Origin of the sequence: Herbidospora solisilvae (genome assembly GCF_009901565.1) — a bacterium.
Taxonomy (GTDB): Bacteria; Actinomycetota; Actinomycetes; order Streptosporangiales; family Streptosporangiaceae; genus Herbidospora; species Herbidospora solisilvae.
The window spans coordinates 350893-367675 of the sequence record NZ_WXEW01000008.1 but is presented as its reverse complement, the minus strand read 5'-3'; the positions used below and the strand labels follow the sequence as shown (position 1 = coordinate 367675).

Sequence of the window (16783 nt, the reverse complement as noted above, 5' to 3'; positions counted from 1 at the left end):
GCCAGTTCAGCGACCGCCGACCGGAATCTCGAACCAGACGGCCTTCCCGTCGGGGGTGGGCCGGGAACCCCAGCGCCGGGCCAGCTGGTCGACCAGGTAAAGCCCTCGCCCGCCTTCGTCGTTCTCCCCGGCGCTGCGGATGCGGGGCAGCCGCAGGTCCTGGTCGAACACCTCGACCCAGATCGACTCGCCGCCACGCCGGAGCCGGAGCGTGAACTTCTTCTCCGGGTCGGCGGCGGCGTTGAGCGCGGCGATGCCCTCACGGCCGAGGTCGAGATCGAGGTCGACCTCGAGATCGGGGAAGTCCCACGACTCGTCGAACGGCAGCGGCGGCCCGTCGAGCACGAGCTCGCGGCGCGGCGCACTGGCCGACGCGGCGTGGAGCACGACGTTGGTGACCACCTCGGAGACGAGCAGGCAGGCCAGCTCGCCCTTCTCCTCGGGGATGTTCCAGCGCTCGAAGGCGTTGCGGGCCATCCGCCGCGCCTCACCGACCATGATCGGCTGGGCGGGGTAGTCGGACTCCTCGAACTCCAGCTCGCCACCGCCCGACCGGACGACCAGGATCGCCATGTCGTCGTCGATCTCACCGGGCACCGCGCTGGTGGCGGCGTCGGCGATGCGCTCGACCGGCTCGTCGGCGATCTTGGAGATCTCGTCGCAGAGCACCCGCACGGCCTCTTCGAGATCGCGCGAGGGTGTGCCCGACTCGCGGTGCGGCCGCCGGTCGACCAGCCCGTCGGTGTAGAGGAGCAGGGTGGCGCCCGGGGGCAGCACCCGCGTCTCCTCCTTGTAGACCAGGTCGGCGTGGACGCCGGTGGCCCGCACGCCCAGCGGCTTGCCGACGTCGCCGATGTCGAGCTCGGTGACCGAGCCGTCGACGATCAGCAGGGGCGGCGAGTGACCGGCGTTGGCGAACGACAACTCGCGCGACCAGGCGTCGTAGACCATGTATTGGCAGGTGACGATCGGCGGGCTGGTGACGTCGGCGCCGTAGTCGTCTTCCTCCGGAGAGGCCAGTATGCGGGTCCACTCGTCGAGGCGGGCCAGGATGTCGGCCGGGGGCTTGTCGTCCTGTGCGAAGGCCCTCAGAGCGGCGCGGAGCTGGCCCATGACGGCGGCGGCCTTGGCGCCGCGGCCCTCGACATCGCCGATCACGATGCCGACGCGGCCGGCCGAGAGCGGGATCACGTCGTACCAGTCGCCGCCGACCTGGGTCTGGATGCCCTGGCCGTGGCTGGACAGCGGGGCGGCCGGGAGGTAGCGGACGGCGATCTCGAGCCCGTCGAGCTTGGGCAGCTCGCGCGGCAGCAGGTGTTTCTGGAACGACTCGGCGGTGTGGCGCTCCTCCTCGAACAGGAGGGCGTTGTCGACGGCGATGGCGACCCGGGTGGCGATGGCGCCGACGAAGTCGCGGTCGAAGGCGTCGTAGTGGGGCGAGCGCCGGTCGGTCAGGTTGGACATCGACAGGTACATCAGCCCGAGGGACTCCCCGCGCGCGCAGAGCGGCGCCACGATCGCCGAGGTCACCCCGACCTCGCCGTCGACCCGGGCCGCGCCCTCGCTGATGGACGGGTAGCTGACCTGGGAGAAGTCTTCGACCAGGATGGTCTCCTGGCGGCGGAGCGCGCTGTCGGCGAAGTGGCCGATCGGATAGCGGATCTCGGCCCCGACGGGCTTCCAGGTGTCGGCCGGGGGCTGCCAGCCGCCGACGTGGGTGGAGACCTTGCGGACCAGCCGCTCGCCCTCCATCAGCTCGATGAAGCAGTGGTCGGCGAACTGCGGGACGAGCATCTCGGCGACCCGGTTGAGGGTCTCCTCGACGTAGAGGGAGCCGGCCAGCCGCTCGCCGATGCGCTCGAGAAGGCCGAAGCGGTCTTTCTCCCGCTCGTTGCTCTTCATCGCCTCGCGCGCGGTGATCACGATGCCGGTGACCGACCCCGAGGTGTGCCGCATGGGCACCGCCTGCGCCCGGACGTAGATCAGCGTGCCGTCGTGGCGGACGACGTCGAAGGTGCCCTCCCACACGTTGCCCTTGAGCACGTGTTTGGCGAGCTCGACGCCCAGCGGGTGGTCACGCTCCATGATGCTGATGGAGATCGTGTCATCACGCCCGTGGGCGTAGCCCGGCCGGCCGAACAGCTGCTCGGCGAAGGGATTCCAGTAGAGAACGTTGCTGAACCGGTCGGTGACGACGACGGCCAACTCCGCCTGGTCGAGCACCGCGCCCGCGGAGAGGTGGTCGGTCGTGTCCTGCGACAGGTCCCCCCAGCGCTTCATCCGACGACCACTCCTAGGAGAACAGAGCTGGACCCGTTGGGATCAGCGCTTGGAGACGAAAACGTGTGCTGCGACGTCGCGCGGAAGCTCCGCGAGGTTGTTGTCAGCCTGTTCGTCACCAGTCACCCGCACACCGTCGTCGCTCGCCGCGAGCGTCACCTCGCGTCCGGGTTGTATCCCAACTTGCTTGAGTTTAAGCATCACAGCGGGATCGCTTTGCACTTGTTCGCTAATTCGGCGCACGACAACGGGTATATCTCTGGGCCCCGCGACGTCGGCCATAGGCGAGACCTGCTCAATTTCCGTCAAACCGGACGCGCCCAGTTCTTCGAGCCCCGGGATGGGGTTCCCATGTGGGCAGACGGTCGGGTTCCCGAGGAGCGCCACGAGCCGCACCTCGACCTGTTCCGACATGACGTGTTCCCAGCGGCACGCCTCGACGTGGACGTCTTCCCACGGCATGCCGATCACCTGGATCAGCAGGCACTCGGCGAGACGGTGCTTGCGCATGACGCGGATCGCCTGCTTGCGACCCGCCTCACTCAGGGTCAGGTGGCGGTCGCCCTCCACCTTGACGAGCCCGTCGCGCTCCATGCGGGCGACGGTCTGGCTCACGGTGGGACCGCTCTGCTGCAGCCTCTCGGCGATCCGGGCGCGCAGCGGGACGATCCCTTCCTCTTCGAGCTCGAAGATCGTGCGGAGGTACATCTCCGTGGTGTCGATCAGGCCGTGTGCGGTCAACGGTCATCCTCCCGGTCCTGTTCGATGCTACGACCCGCAAGCGCGTTCCCGCCGACCTTACTGGTCCAGAACAGCACCTTGGGCAACAGCCGGACGGCCGAAAACCTTCCGCGTTAGGAACCGACCCGGTAGTTCCGGAACGACTTGACCGAAAGCCCGACCGCGAACACGCTCACGGCGCACAGCAGACCGCCCCCCACCCAGGCCGGTACCAGCCCGAACGCCGAGGCGGTGGCCCCCGCCCTCAGGTCGCCCAGGCGCGGCCCGCCGGCCACCACGACGAAGAAGACGCCCTGGAGGCGTCCGCGCATCTCGTCCGGCGCGTACGTCTGGAGGATGGTCTGCCGCCAGACCGCGGAGACCAGGTCGGCGAAGCCCCCGACGGCCAGCAGGGCCACGCACAACCACAGGGGTTCGGCCAGGCCCGCCAGAGCCACGCTGAGGCCCCACAGGGCGATCACGACGGTGAGGGCCACCCCCTGGCGGCGTACACGCCCCACCCAGCCGGAGAAGACGCCGCCGACGACCGAGCCGAGGGCGATCGAGGCCGACAGGGCGCCGAAGGCGAACTCCGAGCCGTCGAAGCGTTCGGCGGCCATCTGGGGGAACAGCGCCCTCGGCAGGGCGAAGGCCATCGCCACGATGTCCACGGCGAAGCTCATCAGCACGATCGGGCTGGTCATGATGTAGCGCAGTCCCTCGACCACGGCCCTGGGGCCGGGGGCGGTCACCTCGCCGAGGGGTTCCAGCCTGGGGAGGCGGTAGGCGGCGTACAGGGTCGCGGTGAACAGGACGGCGTCGATGGCGTAGGCCGCCGAGAAGTCGGCGGTGGCCAGGATCACTCCGCCGAGCAGCGGCCCGAGCACCGAACCGAGGCTGGAGAACAGGAAGCTCAGCGTGTTCGCGGCCGGCACGAGGTCGGTCGGCACCAGCCTCGGCACGATGGCCTGCCGGGTCGGCGAGCTGACCGCGAAGCCGCTCGACTGCACGAACACCGCCGCCATGATCACCCACACGCTCTTGGCGGTCAGCGCGTTGACGAGCAGCGCGACCGTGGCGCCCCAGGTGAACAGGGAACTGATCAGCAGCAGCTTCCGCCGGTCCGTCGCGTCGGCGACCGCGCCGCCCCACAGGCCGAAGACGACCAGCGGGATGAGGGCGACCGGCCCCATCATGCCGACCCAGAACGACGACTTGGTGATGGAGTAGATCTCGGCCGCGACAGCGACCCCGGTGAGCTGGAACCCGATGTACCCGACGGCCTGACCGGCCAGGAGCCTGCGGTACTCGGGGATGGCCACCGGCCGGGTGTCCGCGAAGTGCCGTTCGAGTGCCGCCCTCACCTTGCTCACGGGGGGACACCCTACTCATGGGGGAAATATCACATATTCCAGGGTTCGTCCGGATGTCAGGGCGCCAGGCGGTCGACCGTCCACCCGTCGCCCGCCCGGCGGTAGCGGAGCCGGTCGTGCATGCGGTCGCCCCGGCCCTGCCAGAACTCGATCTCGCTCGGCACGACCACGTAGCCGCCCCAGAAATCCGGCACCGGCGGATCTTCGGGCCATCTCTCCGCGAGTTCCCGGTAGCGGTTCTCCAGGTCCTCTCTACTGCGCACGACCGCCGACTGCCGTGAGGCCCAGGCGCCGATGCGGGAGCCGTACGGGCGGGACTGGAAATAGGTCGCGGTGTCCTCGCGGGACAGGCGCCGGACGCGGCCCTCCACGCGCACCTGGCGGCTGATGACGTGCCAGGGGAACACCAGGGCCGCGCGGGGATTCTCGGCGAGGTCGCGGCCCTTGCGGGACTCGTAGTTGGTGAAGAACGTGAAACCTTGCTCGTCGGCGCCTTTCAGCAGAACTGTCCGGGCCGAGGGTCTTCCCCCGGCCGACGCCGTCGCGAGCACCATGGCATTGGGTTCCGGAACTTCGGCGCTCACCGCGTCGTCGAACCAGACGGCGAACTGCGTCATCGGATCGTCGGCCACGTCGAGCAGAGGTTCGCCCTGGTAGTTGCGCCGGAGCCCGGCGAGGTGCGATGCGCTGTCCACGGAACGGTATTCTTGCGCGCTTGACAGACGTCGGACACACCAGCCCTAACCAGGGACGACGGCGTTTGGGAGGGACCGGAGGCGACCCGCTGCAACCCTGGGGGTTAAATTGACCCGCCGGTATCTCGACATCAAGGCTTTGGACTTCACAAGAGAGGGAGGCGGCCGGGAATGTCCGACTTCAAACCCGGGCTCGAAGGCGTCGTAGCTTTCGAGACGGAGATCGCGGAACCGGACAAAGAAGGGGGCGCCCTGCGGTATCGGGGCGTCGACATCGAAGAACTCGTGGGCCGCGTCCCCTTTGGGAACGTGTGGGGCCTGCTGGTCGACAACGAGTTTTTGCCGGGGCTGCCCCCGGCTGAGCCGTACCCCGTTCCAGTCCACAGCGGTGACATCCGGGTCGACGTCCAGAGCGCGCTGGCCATGCTGGCCCCGGCTCTCGGCTTCCGCCCGCTGCTCGACATCTCCGACACGCAGGCCCGCGACGACCTCGCGCGCGCGTCGGTGACCGCACTGTCGTTCGTGGCCCAGTCGGCCCGCGGCCTCGGCAAGCCGATGGTGCCGCAGGCGCAGGTCGACCAGGCCGAGAGCATCGTCGAACGGTTCATGATCCGTTGGCGCGGTGAGCCCGATCCCAAGCACGTCAAGGCCATCGACGCCTACTGGACCTCGGCCGCCGAGCACGGCATGAACGCCTCGACGTTCACCGCCCGCGTCATCGCCTCCACGGGCGCCGACGTGGCCGCCTCGCTCTCGGGCGCCGTCGGCGCCATGTCGGGCCCGCTGCACGGCGGCGCCCCGGCCCGTGTGCTGCACATGATCGAAGGCGTGGAGAAGCTCGGTGACGCACGCAAGTGGGTGCAGAACGAGCTCGACTCGGGTCAGCGCCTGATGGGCTTCGGCCACCGTGTCTACCGGGCGGAAGACCCGCGCGCGCGGGTGCTCCGCCGTACCGCCAAGGAGCTGGGCGCGCCCCGCTACGAGGTCGCGGCCGCACTTGAGACGGCCGCGCTCGAGGAGCTGCACGCCCGCAAGCCCGACCGGGTGCTCGCCACCAACGTCGAATACTGGGCCGCGGTCATCCTCGACTTCGCCGAGGTGCCCGCGTCGATGTTCACCTCGATGTTCACCTGCGCCCGCACCGCCGGGTGGGCGGCGCACATCCTGGAGCAGAAGCGCACGGGCAGGCTCGTCCGCCCCAGCGCCACCTACACCGGGCCGGCCTCGCGGTCGATCAACGAGGTGCCGGGCGCCTCGGAGATCACCCCCGTCTGACCCTTCCTTTTCGTGAGGCTCGCGTCCCGTCCGGGACGCGGGCCTTTTCGTTTCTTTGCCGAGGCCCTGCGGCCCCGGCGGGACAGGGTGTTTCGCGTCTCATTTTCCATCTCAAAGGCTGGACCGGCGCGTACACCGTTTCGTGACCTCACTAATGTGGGACACGTGGCTGACATCGTGATCCCCAATGACATCAAGCCCGCCGACGGCCGCTTCGGCTGCGGGCCCTCCAAGGTCCGCACCGAGCAGCTGGCCGCCCTGGCGGCCTCCGGAGCGAGCCTGATGGGCACCTCCCACCGGCAGAAGCCGGTCAAGAACCTCGTCGGCCGGGTCCGCGCGGGCCTGTCCGAGCTGTTCTCCCTGCCGGAGGGCTACCAGGTCGTCCTGGGCAACGGCGGCACCACCGCGTTCTGGGACATCGCGTCCTTCGGCCTGATCCGCGAGAAGTCGCAGCACCTGCACTTCGGTGAGTTCTCCTCGAAGTTCGGCGCCGTCGTCAAGAAGGCCCCGTGGCTGGCCGACCCGTCGGTGATCAAGTCCGACCCGGGCACCCACCCGCTGCCGGTCGCCGAAGAGGGCGTCGACGTCTACGCACTCACCCACAACGAGACCTCGACCGGCGTCGCGATGCCGATCGAGCGGGTGGGCTCCGAGGGCCAGCTCGTGCTGGTCGACGCGACCTCGGGCGCGGGCGGCCTGCCGGTCGACGTGTCGCAGACCGACGTCTACTACTTCGCGCCGCAGAAGAGCTTCGCCTCCGACGGCGGCCTGTGGATCGGCCTGTTCTCCCCCGCCGCGCTCGCGCGGGTCGAGGAGATCGCGGCGACCGACCGGTTCGTGCCGGAGTTCTTCAGCCTTCCGGTGGCGATCGACAACTCGTCCAAGGACCAGACGTACAACACCCCGGCGGTGGCGACGCTGTTCCTGCTGGCCGACCAGCTCGACTGGATGAACGGCAACGGCGGTCTGGCCTGGACGACCGCCCGCACGGCCGACTCGGCCGCCCGGCTCTACCAGTGGGCCGAGAAGACGGCCTACACCAGCCCGTTCGTGGCCGACCCGGCGCAGCGCTCCAGCGTCGTCGGCACGATCGACTTCGACGACTCGGTCGACGCCGCCAAGGTCGCCGCGACGCTGCGCGCCAACGGCATCGTCGACACCGAGCCCTACCGCAAGCTGGGCCGCAACCAGCTGCGCATCGCGATGTTCCCGGCGATCGACCCGGCCGACATCGAGGCCCTGACGGTCTGCGTCGACTACGTGGTCGAGCGCCTCTAGTCCGGAAGACGAGGCCGCGAGGGTGCCCGCACCCTCGCGGCGGCCTAGTCGACGGAGGGCGGCGGGACCCAGCCGGGCGGCTGCTCCACCGGGGCCCGCCCGGCCCGCCGCGCCAGTTCGTCGAGCAGCCGCAGGGCGTCGTCGAGGTCGACGCTCTGCGCGAACCGGGACAGCACCGGAGAGCGGTCAGGGCTCTCCGCGAGGGCCGTCAGCATCAGTTCGGTCAGATGCTCCTCACGCGACTTCGTGGCGCCGTAGCGGAACGCCTTGCGCTCGGCGGTCCGGAACAGCAGGCGTTTTCGCACCAGCCGTTCGGCGACCGTCTGGATGGTCGTGTACGCCCACGGCTTCTCGGCCCGCTGGTTCAGCAGCGCCTGTATTTCGCGGATGAGCAGCGACTCCTTGGCGTCCCACAGAACGTCCATGATCGCGCGCTCCAGGGGCCCCAGGTTCACGAAATCGATTCTGTCAGGCTCTTCGCAGGTCGCGCCATGCGAACAGTGATGCGATCGTGCTCATTCGATGCTCGCGGTCGAGACGCGCGTGACGGGCGGCCTCCTGCGCCGCAGCACCCACGCCGCCAGCACGCCGCCGATCAACCCGAACAGGTGGCCCTGCCACGAGATGCCCGTCTCGCCCGGCAGCGCGCCCCACAGGATCGACCAGTAGAGGGCGGCGACGATCACGCCGAGCACGATGTCGAGCAGCCGCCGGTCGAACAGGCCGCGCGCCACGACGTAGCCGAAGTAGCCGAACACCAGGCCGCTGGCGCCCAGCGTGACCGAGTCGGGCGGGCTGGTGACCCACACCCCGACGCCGCTGACCAGGATGATGATCAGGCTGGCGCCCAGGAACTTCCCGAGGCCCCGGACGGCGGCCAGGAAGCCCAGGATCAGCAGGGGCAGCGAGTTGGCCATCAGGTGCGGGAAGCCGGCGTGCAGGAAGGGCGCGAAGAAGATGCCGGGCAGGCCGTCGGGTTCGTGGGCGATGATGCCGTAGCGGTCGAGATAGCCGTCGCCGACGTAGTCGACGACCTCCAGGACCCACATCACGCCCACGAGGAGCACGACCAGCAGGCCGCTGCCGATCGCCCCGGCGAGCAGGCCGTGCACCTTCTGCCGGGAGGTGGGGGGAATGCCGTCGCTCATGCCATAACGGTACGCAGTTCTCGTCATGAACGCGGAGTTCCCCCCACCGGGACGATCATTCCCCGCGCCAGACGGGCGCCCTCTTCTCTGCGAAGGCGGCCGCGCCCTCCATGGCGTCCTTGGAGGCGAAGATCGGGTTCATGATCTCGGACTGGCGGGCGAACATCTCGCCGAGCGGCCAGTCGACCGACTCGACGACGATCCTCTTGGTGCCCGCGAGCGACAGCGGCGCGTTCTGCGCGATCTTCCCGGCCAGTTCCTTGGCCGCCGCGACCGCCTCGCCCTCGGCGACGACCCGGTTGACCAGGCCCAGCTCGTAGAGGCGCTGCGCCGGATAGAAGTCGCCGGTCAGGGCGATCTCCATGGCGACGTGGTAGGGGATGCGGCGCGGCAGCCGCATCACGCCGCCCGCGCCGGCGATCAGGCCGCGCTTGGGCTCGGGCAGGCCGAACTTGGCCGACTCGGCGGCCACGATCAGGTCGCACGACAGGGCCAGCTCGAACCCGCCCGCCAGGGCGTAGCCCTCGACGGCGGCGATCAGCGGCTTCTTCGGCGGCGACTCGGCCAGGCCGCCGAACCCCCGGTCGGGCACGAACGGCATGTCGCCGGTCAGGAAGCCCTTCAGGTCCATGCCGGCGCAGAAGGTGCCGCCCGCGCCGGCCAGGACCAGGACCGACACGTCGGAGCGGGCGTCGAGCTCGTCGACGGCCGCCGCGATGCCCTGGGCGACCGCGCCGTTGACCGCGTTCTTCGCCTTCGGCCGGTTGATCGTCAGGACGGCGACGTTGCCGTCGACCTCGACCAGTACTTCATCGTACATGGCGAGTCTCCTTACTTGGGCTGGAAGCGGATGCCGCCGTCGAAGCGGATGACCTCGCCGTTCATGTAGTCGTTCTCGATCAGCGAGCGGACCAGGTGGGCGAACTCGGCGGCGGTGCCCATGCGCTTCGGGAACGGCACCGGCGCGGCCAGGTGGGCCTTGAAGGCCTCGGACTCGGGCCCCGAGCCGTAGATCGGGGTGTCGATGATGCCGGGGCAGATCGTCAGCACCCGCACGCCGATCGCGGCCAGATCGCGGGCCGCCGGGAGGGTCATGCCGATGATGCCGCCCTTGGACGCCGAGTAGGCCACCTGGCCGGTCTGCCCCTCGATGCCCGCCACCGAGGCGGTGTTGATCACCACGCCGCGCGCGTTGTCGGCGTCGGCGGGCTCGGTCCTGGCCATCGCGGCGGCGCCGATGCGCATGAGGTTGAAGGTGCCGATGAGGTTGACGTCGATCACCTTCCGGTACGACGCCAGGTCGTGCGGCGACCCGTCACGGTTGACCGTGCGGGAGGCCCAGCCGATGCCGGCGCTGTTGACCACGGCCCGCAGCGGCTTACCCACGGCGACCGCGGCGTCGACGGCGGCCTGCACGGAGGCCTCGTCGGCGACGTCGGTGCGGACGAAGAGCCCGCCCAGCTCGTCGGCCAGGGCCTTGCCGCGCTCTTCGTTGAGGTCGGCGATGACGACGGTCGCGCCGATTCCGGCCAGCTCGCGGGCGGTGCCCTCACCGAGCCCGCTCGCCCCGCCGGAGATGATCGCTACACAGTTCCTCAGGTCCATACGCGGACCATAACCAACGAACCGAATGAAGTTCTACTCGGGGTGGCCCAAAATCGCGGTGTCGACGTCGGGATAGACCTTGATGCGCCGGTCGAGCCCGGTCGTGCGGAGGATCCGCGCGACCGGCGCCTGCGGCGCGGCGAGCGTCACGCCGCCGCCCTCGCTGGTCGCCAGCCGCCACGCCTCGATGAGCACGCTGAGGCCGCTGGAGTCCATGAACGAGAGCGACGTCAGGTCGAGCACCAGCACGGCGCCGTCCTGTTTGATCGCGTCGCGCACCTCGTCGCGCAGGAAGGGGGCGGTGAACAGGTCGAGTTCGCCCTCGACGGCCACCACCACGGCACCGGAGAGTGATCTCCGGGCAAGCCGCAGTTTCATTGTCGAACCTCCTCCGCGAGGCCCACTTTACTGGTGCATCACCGGCAGTGAGGTGCTTGAACCGTAAGATCGCCTTGTGACAGATGCCGGGATTCGGCTCCCCCAGGAACAGGTCAGCCCTCTGAGGGCCGTCCTGCGCCGGCTCTGGTACGCCCTGGCCGCCCTCGGCGCCGTGTTTCTGCTGGTCGCGTCAGACCTCGACGGATACAAGGACAGCTACGACGGCAAGGTGTCCCTGCTCGACGCGCTCTACTACGCCACGGTCACCGTCTCGACGACCGGCTACGGCGACATCACCCCGACCTCCGATCTGGCACGGCTGATCAACATCGTGCTCGTCACGCCGCTGCGCATCGTGTTCCTGGTCATCCTCGTGGGCACGACACTCGAAGTGCTCACCCGGCGGACCAGGGAGGATTTTCTCACCAACCGCTGGAGGTCCAAGTTGACCGGGCACACCGTCGTGGTCGGCTACGGCACCAAGGGCCGGGCCGCCGTGCGCACCCTCCTCGAAAACGACCGCACCCGCGACTCGATCGTGGTGATCGACCCCAACGGCGGCGTCGTCGACGAGGCCAACGAGGACGGCTTCGTCGGCGTCGTCGGCGACGGCACCCGCAGCAGCGTGCTCAGAAGGGCCCGGATCGAGACCGCCAAAGAGGTGATCATCTCGACCCAGCGCGATGACACCACCGCCCTGGTCGTGCTGACCGCCCGCAGCCTCAACCCGAAGGCCGTGATCGTGGCGGCCGTCAGGGAGTCGGAGAACGACCCGCTCGTGCGCAGCAGCGGCGCCGACGTCGTGATCACCTCGTCGGAGGCGGCCGGGCGCATGCTCGGCGTGGCCACCCAGAGCCCCGCGGTCAGCACGATCATCGACGACTTCCTCATGTACGGCACCGGCCTCGACCTCTACGAACGCCCGGTCAAGCCGGGCGAGGTCGGCGGCACCTGCGAACAGGCCGAGGGCATGGTCGTGGCGGTCGTGCGCGACGGCCGGGTCATCCCCTACGCGAAGGTGCCCACGCTGCTGGCCGGCGACCGGCTGGTCGTCATCCACGTGCCGGAGGACTAGGCACAGCGAAGCCGTAGGGCAGCTCCAGGCGGTGCTCGGCCAGCAGGCCGGCGTCGGCCAGGATCTCGCGGGTCGGCCCGTCGGCCGCGATCACCCCGCCCGACAGGATCACCGAGCGGTCGCACAGCTCCATCGCGTACGGCAGGTCGTGGGTGACCATGAGGACGGTGACGTCGAGCCCGCGCAGGATCTCGGCGAGCTCCCTGCGGCTGGCCGGGTCGAGGTTCGAGGAGGGTTCGTCCAGGACCAGGATCTCGGGGTCCATGGCCAGCACGGTCGCCACCGCGACCCGGCGGCGCTGGCCGAACGACAGGTGGTGGGGCGGCCGGTCGATCACGTCGGCCATGCCGACCTTCTCCAGGGCCGTGACGACCGCGTGGTCGAGGTCGGCGCCGCGCAGGCCCATGTTGGCCGGGCCGAAGGCGACGTCCTCGCGCACGGTGGGCATGAAGAGCTGGTCGTCGGGGTCCTGGAAGACCAGGCCGACGCGCCGGCGCACCTCCTTGAGGTTCTCCTTGCGGACCGGCAGCCCGGCCACGCTGACCTCGCCGTGCCCGGCGGTCAGGATCCCGTTCAGGTGCATGACCAGCGTGGTCTTGCCGGCGCCGTTGGGCCCCAGCAGGGCCACCCGCTCGCCCCTGGCGATCGAGAGGGTGACCCCGAAGAGGGCCTGCGTGCCGTCGGGATAGGCATAGGCCAGGTCGCGGACGTCGAGGGTCATGACACGAACAGTACGGCCGAGGCCACCACGGGCAGCACGGCGGCCATGGCCCACTGGGCCTTCGGCGCCCGGCCGTCGGCCAGCGTGGGCATGACGCCCGTGTATCCCCTGCTCAGCATGGCCAGGTGCACCCGCTCGCCGCGTTCGTACGACCGGATGAACATCGCCCCCGCCGACTTGGCCAGCACGGGGGCCTGCCGGAAGTCGCGGGGGGTGAAGCCCCGGGACTCGCGGGCGACCCGCATGCGGCGCATCTCGTCGAGGATGACCTCCAGGTAGCGCAGCATGAACGTGGCGATCTGGATCAGCAGCTGGGGCACCCTGAGCCGCTGCGCGCCCAGCAGCAGGGCCCGCGGCTCCGTGGTGGCGGCCAGCACGATCGAGGCCGCGACCCCGAGGGTGGCCTTGGCCAGGATGTTCCAGCTCGCCCAGAGCCCGGCGACGCTGAGCGGCACGCCCAGCACGTCGACCCGCTCCCCCGTCCCGATGAACGGGATGGCCACGGCGAACAGCACGAACGGCAGCTCCACCGCCAGGCGCTTCAGCACGTGTCCCGGCGGGATCCTGGCGAGGAGGACGACGACCGCGAGGCTCAGGGCGTACAGGAGGAAGGCCGCGAACCGTTCGCGCGGCGTCGCCACCACCACCACGGCGAAGAGCACGACGGCGAGCAGCTTGCACTGCGGGGCGAGCCGGTGGATCGGCGAGTCGCCCGGCAGGTAGAGGCCTTTCACGCCGCGGTCTTCTGCCGGACCGACCAGAGGATGGCCCCGCCCACCAGCAGGGTGATCACCACGCCGATGATCCCGGCGACCCCGACGGGGACGCCGCCGACGTCGCCGTAGTCGGCCAGGAGGAAGCCGCCGAAGGAGTGGTCGGTGGCCGCGCCGATGAAGCCCTCGTCCTCGGCGACCCGCTCCAGGCCGTCGGGCGAGGAGGAGGCGAAGAAGCTGACCACGCCCGCCAGCAGCAGGGCCACGATCCCGCCGCCGACGAGGAACGGCCGGACCGGCTTGGGCGTGCTCTCGGGCCGGGCCGGTTCGACGACCCGCTCGCCCGTGGCGGTCTTCAGGACCAGCGGCTTGGTGAGGAAACGGGCGCCGTACACGAGGTCGGGGCGCACGGCCAGCACGCTGCTGACGGTGACCGCGGTGATCAGCCCCTCACCGATGCCCACCAGCACGTGGACGCCGCCCATGGCGGCGAAGACGGCGCCGGCCTCGATCGGCGCGGTGCCGCCGACCACGAAGAGCACCGCGAACACCAGCGCGGCGATCGGCACCGAGATCAACGCCGCCACGAACGACCCCGCGATCACCGAGGCCCGGTTCCTCGCCACCCGCGTGACCAGCTGGAAGATCCCCCAGCCGACGGCCGCGGGGACGATCGCGATCAGCAGGATGTTCAGCCCCAGCGCGGTCAGCCCGCCGTCGGCGAAGAAGAAGCCCTGCACGGCCAGCACCACCGACACGCACAACACAGCCGTGTACGGCCCGACGAGTATCGCCGCCAGCGCCCCTCCGAGCAGGTGCCCCGAGGTGCCCGCCGCGACGGGGAAGTTGAGCATCTGCACGGCGAAGATGAACGCCGCGACCAGCCCGGCCATGGGCGCGGTCCGGTCGTCGAGCTCGGTCTTGGCCTTGCGCAGGGAGACGGCGATGGCCGCCGCCGAGACGACGCCGGCGCCTATGGCGACCGGCGCGGTGAAGAAGCCATCGGGGACGTGCACGGCCTTCCTCCACTTTTGTACGAATTTTCCACAACAGTAGAGCAGTTGCGAGTCATTCGCATTAAGACGAGGTGTGCAACAGGCGACGCTCCTTCCGCAGACTGAGCGTGCCCGTCCTGGTCAGGTAGGGCAGCGCGACCAGGTCGTCGGTGAACCGGGCCGGCAGCGCGATGTCCCGGTCGCCTTCGAGCCGGGCCTGCCGCACGATCCCGTCGCACTCGGCGGTGACGTAGACGTCCCAGACGTCCTGGGGATCGCCGTCCTTCAGCAGCAGCCCTATCTCGGCCTCGGGAAACCCTTCGAGGGCCGCGGTGAACTCGATGCGGAGCCGGTCGCCCTCCCAGGCGACGTTGGTCAGCGCCCGGTGCAGCGGCGCCTCGGAGATGCGCGCGAGCCTCTCCAGCCTGCGGTGGTCCTGCAACGAGGCCAGCCGCGCCTGGTCGGCGGCGTCGAGCTGGGCCCGCACCCCCGGCGTCACCCAGGCGGCGCACCGGTGGGCGACCGCCTTGACGAGCGCGTCCCTGGCCTCGTCGTCGGCCTCCAGGAAGGGCTCGGCCAGATCCGGCAGCACGTCGCGGGTGATGTGCCGGGCGATCAGATGGTCGCGGAGCAGCCCGTTGGGCAGATGGCTCTGCACCCGGCGGACCAGCCGGTCGGGGTGGTGCCGCCGCTTCTGCTGCCGCCCCCGCACGGTCGCGATCCGCTCGGCGTGGCAGTAGGCGTGGACGACGAAGTCGGCCGGGTCGGTGAAGGGGATCCGGTCGCGGAACGTGGTCCGGAACAGCTTGCCCAGCGACAGGTCGTCGTAGATGTCGCCGAGCAGCGCGTCGTCACTGGCCTCGGCCGCCACGGCGACCAGGTCGGCGCCGGTCCGGTCGGCCGTCTCGATCATGAGATCGACGGGCGGGATGGGGTGGTCGCCCGCGAAGTAGGTGTACCGGCCTCGGGTGGGGGCGGTCTCCGGACGGTCGACGACGTGGACGTTCCGGTGCAGGCTCGCGTAGAGCCGGGCGAGCCGCGAGTCGGCCACGAGGATCTCTTTGGAGGCCCGCAGAGCCAGCGCGTGCGTCAGCCAGCTGTCCAGGTGAACGGAACCGGCGGCCGGAACGACGACGCTGACGTCAAAGGGGTGGTGACGTTGCGCGTTCATCGGTGGACATTATGTGAGCGCCGCAGGTCTTCCGTGGGGAGGACATGGCGATATGGCCCGAGGTCTAGTCCCGGGCCACACCACGTGGGTGATCAGGCCTCTGGTTCCTTGTGGGTCGTGACCGCGATCCGGTTCCAGGCGTTGATCGTGGAGATGCACACCACCAGCGCCGCGAGCTGCGCGTCGTCGAAGTACTTGACCGCCTCCCCCCAGACCTCGTCGCCGACGCCGGCGGAGTCGGCCAGCCGGGTCGCCTCCTCGGTCAGCGCGAGCGCCGCCCGCTCGGCCGGGGTGAACGACGGCGTCTCCCGCCAGGCCGCCACCCCCCAGATGCGTTCGTCGGGCTCGCCGGCCTTCTTCATGTCGGCGCTGTGCATGTGCACGCAGTAGGCGCACCCGTTGATCTGGCTGGCCCGCAGCTTGACCAGCTCGACGACCTGCGAGGGCAGCCCGCTGGACCGCAGGTAGCGCTCCAGCCCCAGCATCGCCTTGTACGCCTCGGGCGCCAGTGCGGCGACGTCGATTCTCATCGCAGACTCCTCAGTTTCTCTGGATTGCGGACGATGTCGACCTCGACGATTCGTCCCTGTCTGACCGCCAGCCCGTAGACGGCCGGCGGATCGTCACGGACCAGCCCCGGCAGGCCGTTGACCGTGACCGGCCGGAATCCCCCCTGCTGGATCCCGGCCAGGAACCGCGCGACCTTGGAGGCCCCGGAGATCGGCCGCAGGGCCGCTCTGACCAGCCCTCCCCCGTCACTGCGCAGGACCACATCGGGATCGAGCACCGCGAGCAGCCCTTCGATGTCCCTCCCCGCGCAGGCCGCCGCGAACGCGTCGACCACCCGTTTGTGGTCGTCGACGTCGACGTCGAACCTCGGAGCCCTCTCCTGGACGTGCCTGCGGGCCCTGGCGGCGAGCTGACGGCAGGCGGCGGGCGTCCGCCCCACCGCCCTGGCCACCTGGTCGAAGGGCACACCGAAGACGTCGTGGAGGACGAAGGCGGTGCGCTCGGCCGGGCTGAGGCTTTCGAGCACGACGAACATGGCCAGGCTGAGCGACTCGTCGAGCGTGACCCGGTCGGCGGGGTCGGCGTCGACGACCGGCTCGGGGAGCCAGGGGCCGACGTACTCCTCCCGGCGCTTCCTGGCCGATTTGAGGACGTCCAGGGCCAGCCGGGAGACGGTGACGACCAGCCAGCCCTCGACGTCCTCCGGCTGCTCGTCCGCCCTGGTCAGGCGCAACCAGGCGTCCTGGACGACGTCCTCGGACTCCTGGAGATCGCCCAGGAGGCCGTAGGCCAAGCGGACAAGTCTTGGCCGGAATGCGACATACGGTTCCACGCTAAGAAGGACGA

General features: G+C 70.0%; 18 protein-coding genes. 3 read left to right on the top strand and 15 right to left on the bottom strand.

Features of this window, described 5'->3' with window-relative positions; all coding sequences use genetic code 11:
- Window positions 1–6: 6 nt before the first annotated feature.
- From GT755_RS27680 to pdxH, 4 genes are all read right to left on the bottom strand, one after another.
- Window positions 7–2280, bottom strand: coding sequence for an ATP-binding SpoIIE family protein phosphatase (locus GT755_RS27680; protein WP_161482527.1), 2274 nt, complete (start codon window positions 2278–2280; stop codon window positions 7–9).
- A gap of 42 nt (window positions 2281–2322) precedes the next feature.
- Window positions 2323–3021, bottom strand: coding sequence for a metal-dependent transcriptional regulator (locus GT755_RS27675; RefSeq protein ID WP_030451552.1), 699 nt, complete (start codon window positions 3019–3021; stop codon window positions 2323–2325).
- A 113-nt stretch (window positions 3022–3134) separates the two neighbouring features.
- Complete coding sequence (locus GT755_RS27670) at window positions 3135–4373, bottom strand: MFS transporter (protein ID WP_328794517.1); 1239 nt, start codon at window positions 4371–4373, stop codon at window positions 3135–3137.
- 56 nt (window positions 4374–4429) lie between these two features.
- Complete coding sequence (pdxH, locus tag GT755_RS27665) at window positions 4430–5068, bottom strand: pyridoxamine 5'-phosphate oxidase (protein ID WP_161482526.1); 639 nt, start codon at window positions 5066–5068, stop codon at window positions 4430–4432.
- A 171-nt stretch (window positions 5069–5239) separates the two neighbouring features.
- On the opposite strand from pdxH, the gene GT755_RS27660 reads away from it, so the two are divergent.
- Both GT755_RS27660 and serC read left to right on the top strand, forming a co-directional pair.
- Window positions 5240–6343 (top strand): citrate synthase 2, encoded by a 1104-nt coding sequence (locus GT755_RS27660; protein WP_030451555.1) that lies wholly within the window; start codon window positions 5240–5242, stop codon window positions 6341–6343.
- A 165-nt stretch (window positions 6344–6508) separates the two neighbouring features.
- Window positions 6509–7621, top strand: a complete 1113-nt coding sequence (gene serC, locus GT755_RS27655; protein ID WP_161482525.1) for a phosphoserine transaminase — start codon at window positions 6509–6511, stop codon at window positions 7619–7621.
- 44 nt (window positions 7622–7665) lie between these two features.
- On the opposite strand, the gene GT755_RS27650 is transcribed toward serC, so the two are convergent.
- Genes GT755_RS27650 through GT755_RS27630 form a run of 5 tightly spaced genes read right to left on the bottom strand, consistent with a single transcriptional unit; the run spans window position 7666 to window position 10752 of the window.
- Window positions 7666–8076: a BlaI/MecI/CopY family transcriptional regulator gene (locus GT755_RS27650; RefSeq protein ID WP_161482524.1), complete on the bottom strand. Its 411-nt coding sequence runs from the start codon at window positions 8074–8076 to the stop codon at window positions 7666–7668.
- Between the two features lie 60 nt (window positions 8077–8136).
- Window positions 8137–8769, bottom strand: a complete 633-nt coding sequence (locus GT755_RS27645; protein ID WP_161482523.1) for a rhomboid family intramembrane serine protease — start codon at window positions 8767–8769, stop codon at window positions 8137–8139.
- Between the two features lie 55 nt (window positions 8770–8824).
- Window positions 8825–9589, bottom strand: a complete 765-nt coding sequence (locus GT755_RS27640; RefSeq protein WP_161482522.1) for a crotonase/enoyl-CoA hydratase family protein — start codon at window positions 9587–9589, stop codon at window positions 8825–8827.
- A gap of 11 nt (window positions 9590–9600) precedes the next feature.
- The gene (locus GT755_RS27635; RefSeq protein ID WP_161482521.1) at window positions 9601–10374 is read right to left on the bottom strand and encodes an SDR family NAD(P)-dependent oxidoreductase; all 774 of its coding nucleotides are present in this window, start codon (window positions 10372–10374) and stop codon (window positions 9601–9603) included.
- A gap of 33 nt (window positions 10375–10407) precedes the next feature.
- Window positions 10408–10752 (bottom strand): STAS domain-containing protein, encoded by a 345-nt coding sequence (locus tag GT755_RS27630; RefSeq protein ID WP_030451563.1) that lies wholly within the window; start codon window positions 10750–10752, stop codon window positions 10408–10410.
- Window positions 10753–10828: 76 nt separating this feature from the next.
- Between GT755_RS27630 and GT755_RS27625 the strand changes: the two genes are divergently transcribed.
- On the top strand, window positions 10829–11827 hold the full coding sequence (locus GT755_RS27625) for a potassium channel family protein (RefSeq protein WP_161482520.1): 999 nt from the start codon (window positions 10829–10831) through the stop codon (window positions 11825–11827).
- On the opposite strand, the gene GT755_RS27620 is transcribed toward GT755_RS27625, so the two are convergent.
- From GT755_RS27620 to sigJ, 6 genes are all read right to left on the bottom strand, one after another.
- Entirely contained in the window at window positions 11805–12548 is a 744-nt protein-coding gene (locus GT755_RS27620) for an energy-coupling factor ABC transporter ATP-binding protein (RefSeq protein ID WP_161482519.1), read from the bottom strand. The genes GT755_RS27625 and GT755_RS27620 overlap by 23 nt on opposite strands.
- Window positions 12545–13282 carry a cobalt ECF transporter T component CbiQ gene (gene cbiQ / locus GT755_RS27615; RefSeq protein ID WP_161482518.1) on the bottom strand — a complete coding sequence of 246 codons (738 nt, stop codon included), beginning with the start codon at window positions 13280–13282 and terminating at the stop codon, window positions 12545–12547. Before cbiQ ends, GT755_RS27620 begins: the two co-directional genes overlap by 4 nt.
- Window positions 13279–14277 (bottom strand): energy-coupling factor ABC transporter permease, encoded by a 999-nt coding sequence (locus GT755_RS27610; RefSeq protein ID WP_161482517.1) that lies wholly within the window; start codon window positions 14275–14277, stop codon window positions 13279–13281. The genes cbiQ and GT755_RS27610 overlap by 4 nt, the downstream gene beginning before the upstream one ends.
- Before the next feature lie 61 nt (window positions 14278–14338).
- A complete protein-coding gene (locus tag GT755_RS27605) occupies window positions 14339–15427 on the bottom strand; it encodes a hypothetical protein (RefSeq protein ID WP_161482516.1) in 1089 nt (362 codons plus the stop codon).
- A 92-nt stretch (window positions 15428–15519) separates the two neighbouring features.
- Window positions 15520–15957 carry a carboxymuconolactone decarboxylase family protein gene (locus GT755_RS27600; protein ID WP_161482515.1) on the bottom strand — a complete coding sequence of 146 codons (438 nt, stop codon included), beginning with the start codon at window positions 15955–15957 and terminating at the stop codon, window positions 15520–15522.
- The gene (gene sigJ / locus GT755_RS27595) at window positions 15954–16769 is read right to left on the bottom strand and encodes an RNA polymerase sigma factor SigJ (protein ID WP_407929426.1); all 816 of its coding nucleotides are present in this window, start codon (window positions 16767–16769) and stop codon (window positions 15954–15956) included. The genes GT755_RS27600 and sigJ overlap by 4 nt, the downstream gene beginning before the upstream one ends.
- Window positions 16770–16783 lie beyond the last annotated feature (14 nt).

What these genes read in the sequence shown, in the direction of transcription:
- GT755_RS27635 (WP_161482521.1), bottom strand. Translation starts at nt 10,374, where the DNA reads ATGGACCTGAGGAACTGTGTAGCGATCATCTCCGGCGGGGCGAGCGGG.
- GT755_RS27680 (WP_161482527.1), bottom strand. Translation starts at nt 2,280, where the DNA reads ATGAAGCGCTGGGGGGACCTGTCGCAGGACACGACCGACCACCTCTCC.
- GT755_RS27630 (WP_030451563.1), bottom strand. Translation starts at nt 10,752, where the DNA reads ATGAAACTGCGGCTTGCCCGGAGATCACTCTCCGGTGCCGTGGTGGTG.
- GT755_RS27620 (WP_161482519.1), bottom strand. Translation starts at nt 12,548, where the DNA reads ATGACCCTCGACGTCCGCGACCTGGCCTATGCCTATCCCGACGGCACG.
- GT755_RS27640 (WP_161482522.1), bottom strand. Translation starts at nt 9,589, where the DNA reads ATGTACGATGAAGTACTGGTCGAGGTCGACGGCAACGTCGCCGTCCTG.
- GT755_RS27660 (WP_030451555.1), top strand. Translation starts at nt 5,240, where the DNA reads ATGTCCGACTTCAAACCCGGGCTCGAAGGCGTCGTAGCTTTCGAGACG.
- GT755_RS27605 (WP_161482516.1), bottom strand. Translation starts at nt 15,427, where the DNA reads ATGAACGCGCAACGTCACCACCCCTTTGACGTCAGCGTCGTCGTTCCG.
- GT755_RS27645 (WP_161482523.1), bottom strand. Translation starts at nt 8,769, where the DNA reads ATGAGCGACGGCATTCCCCCCACCTCCCGGCAGAAGGTGCACGGCCTG.
- GT755_RS27600 (WP_161482515.1), bottom strand. Translation starts at nt 15,957, where the DNA reads ATGAGAATCGACGTCGCCGCACTGGCGCCCGAGGCGTACAAGGCGATG.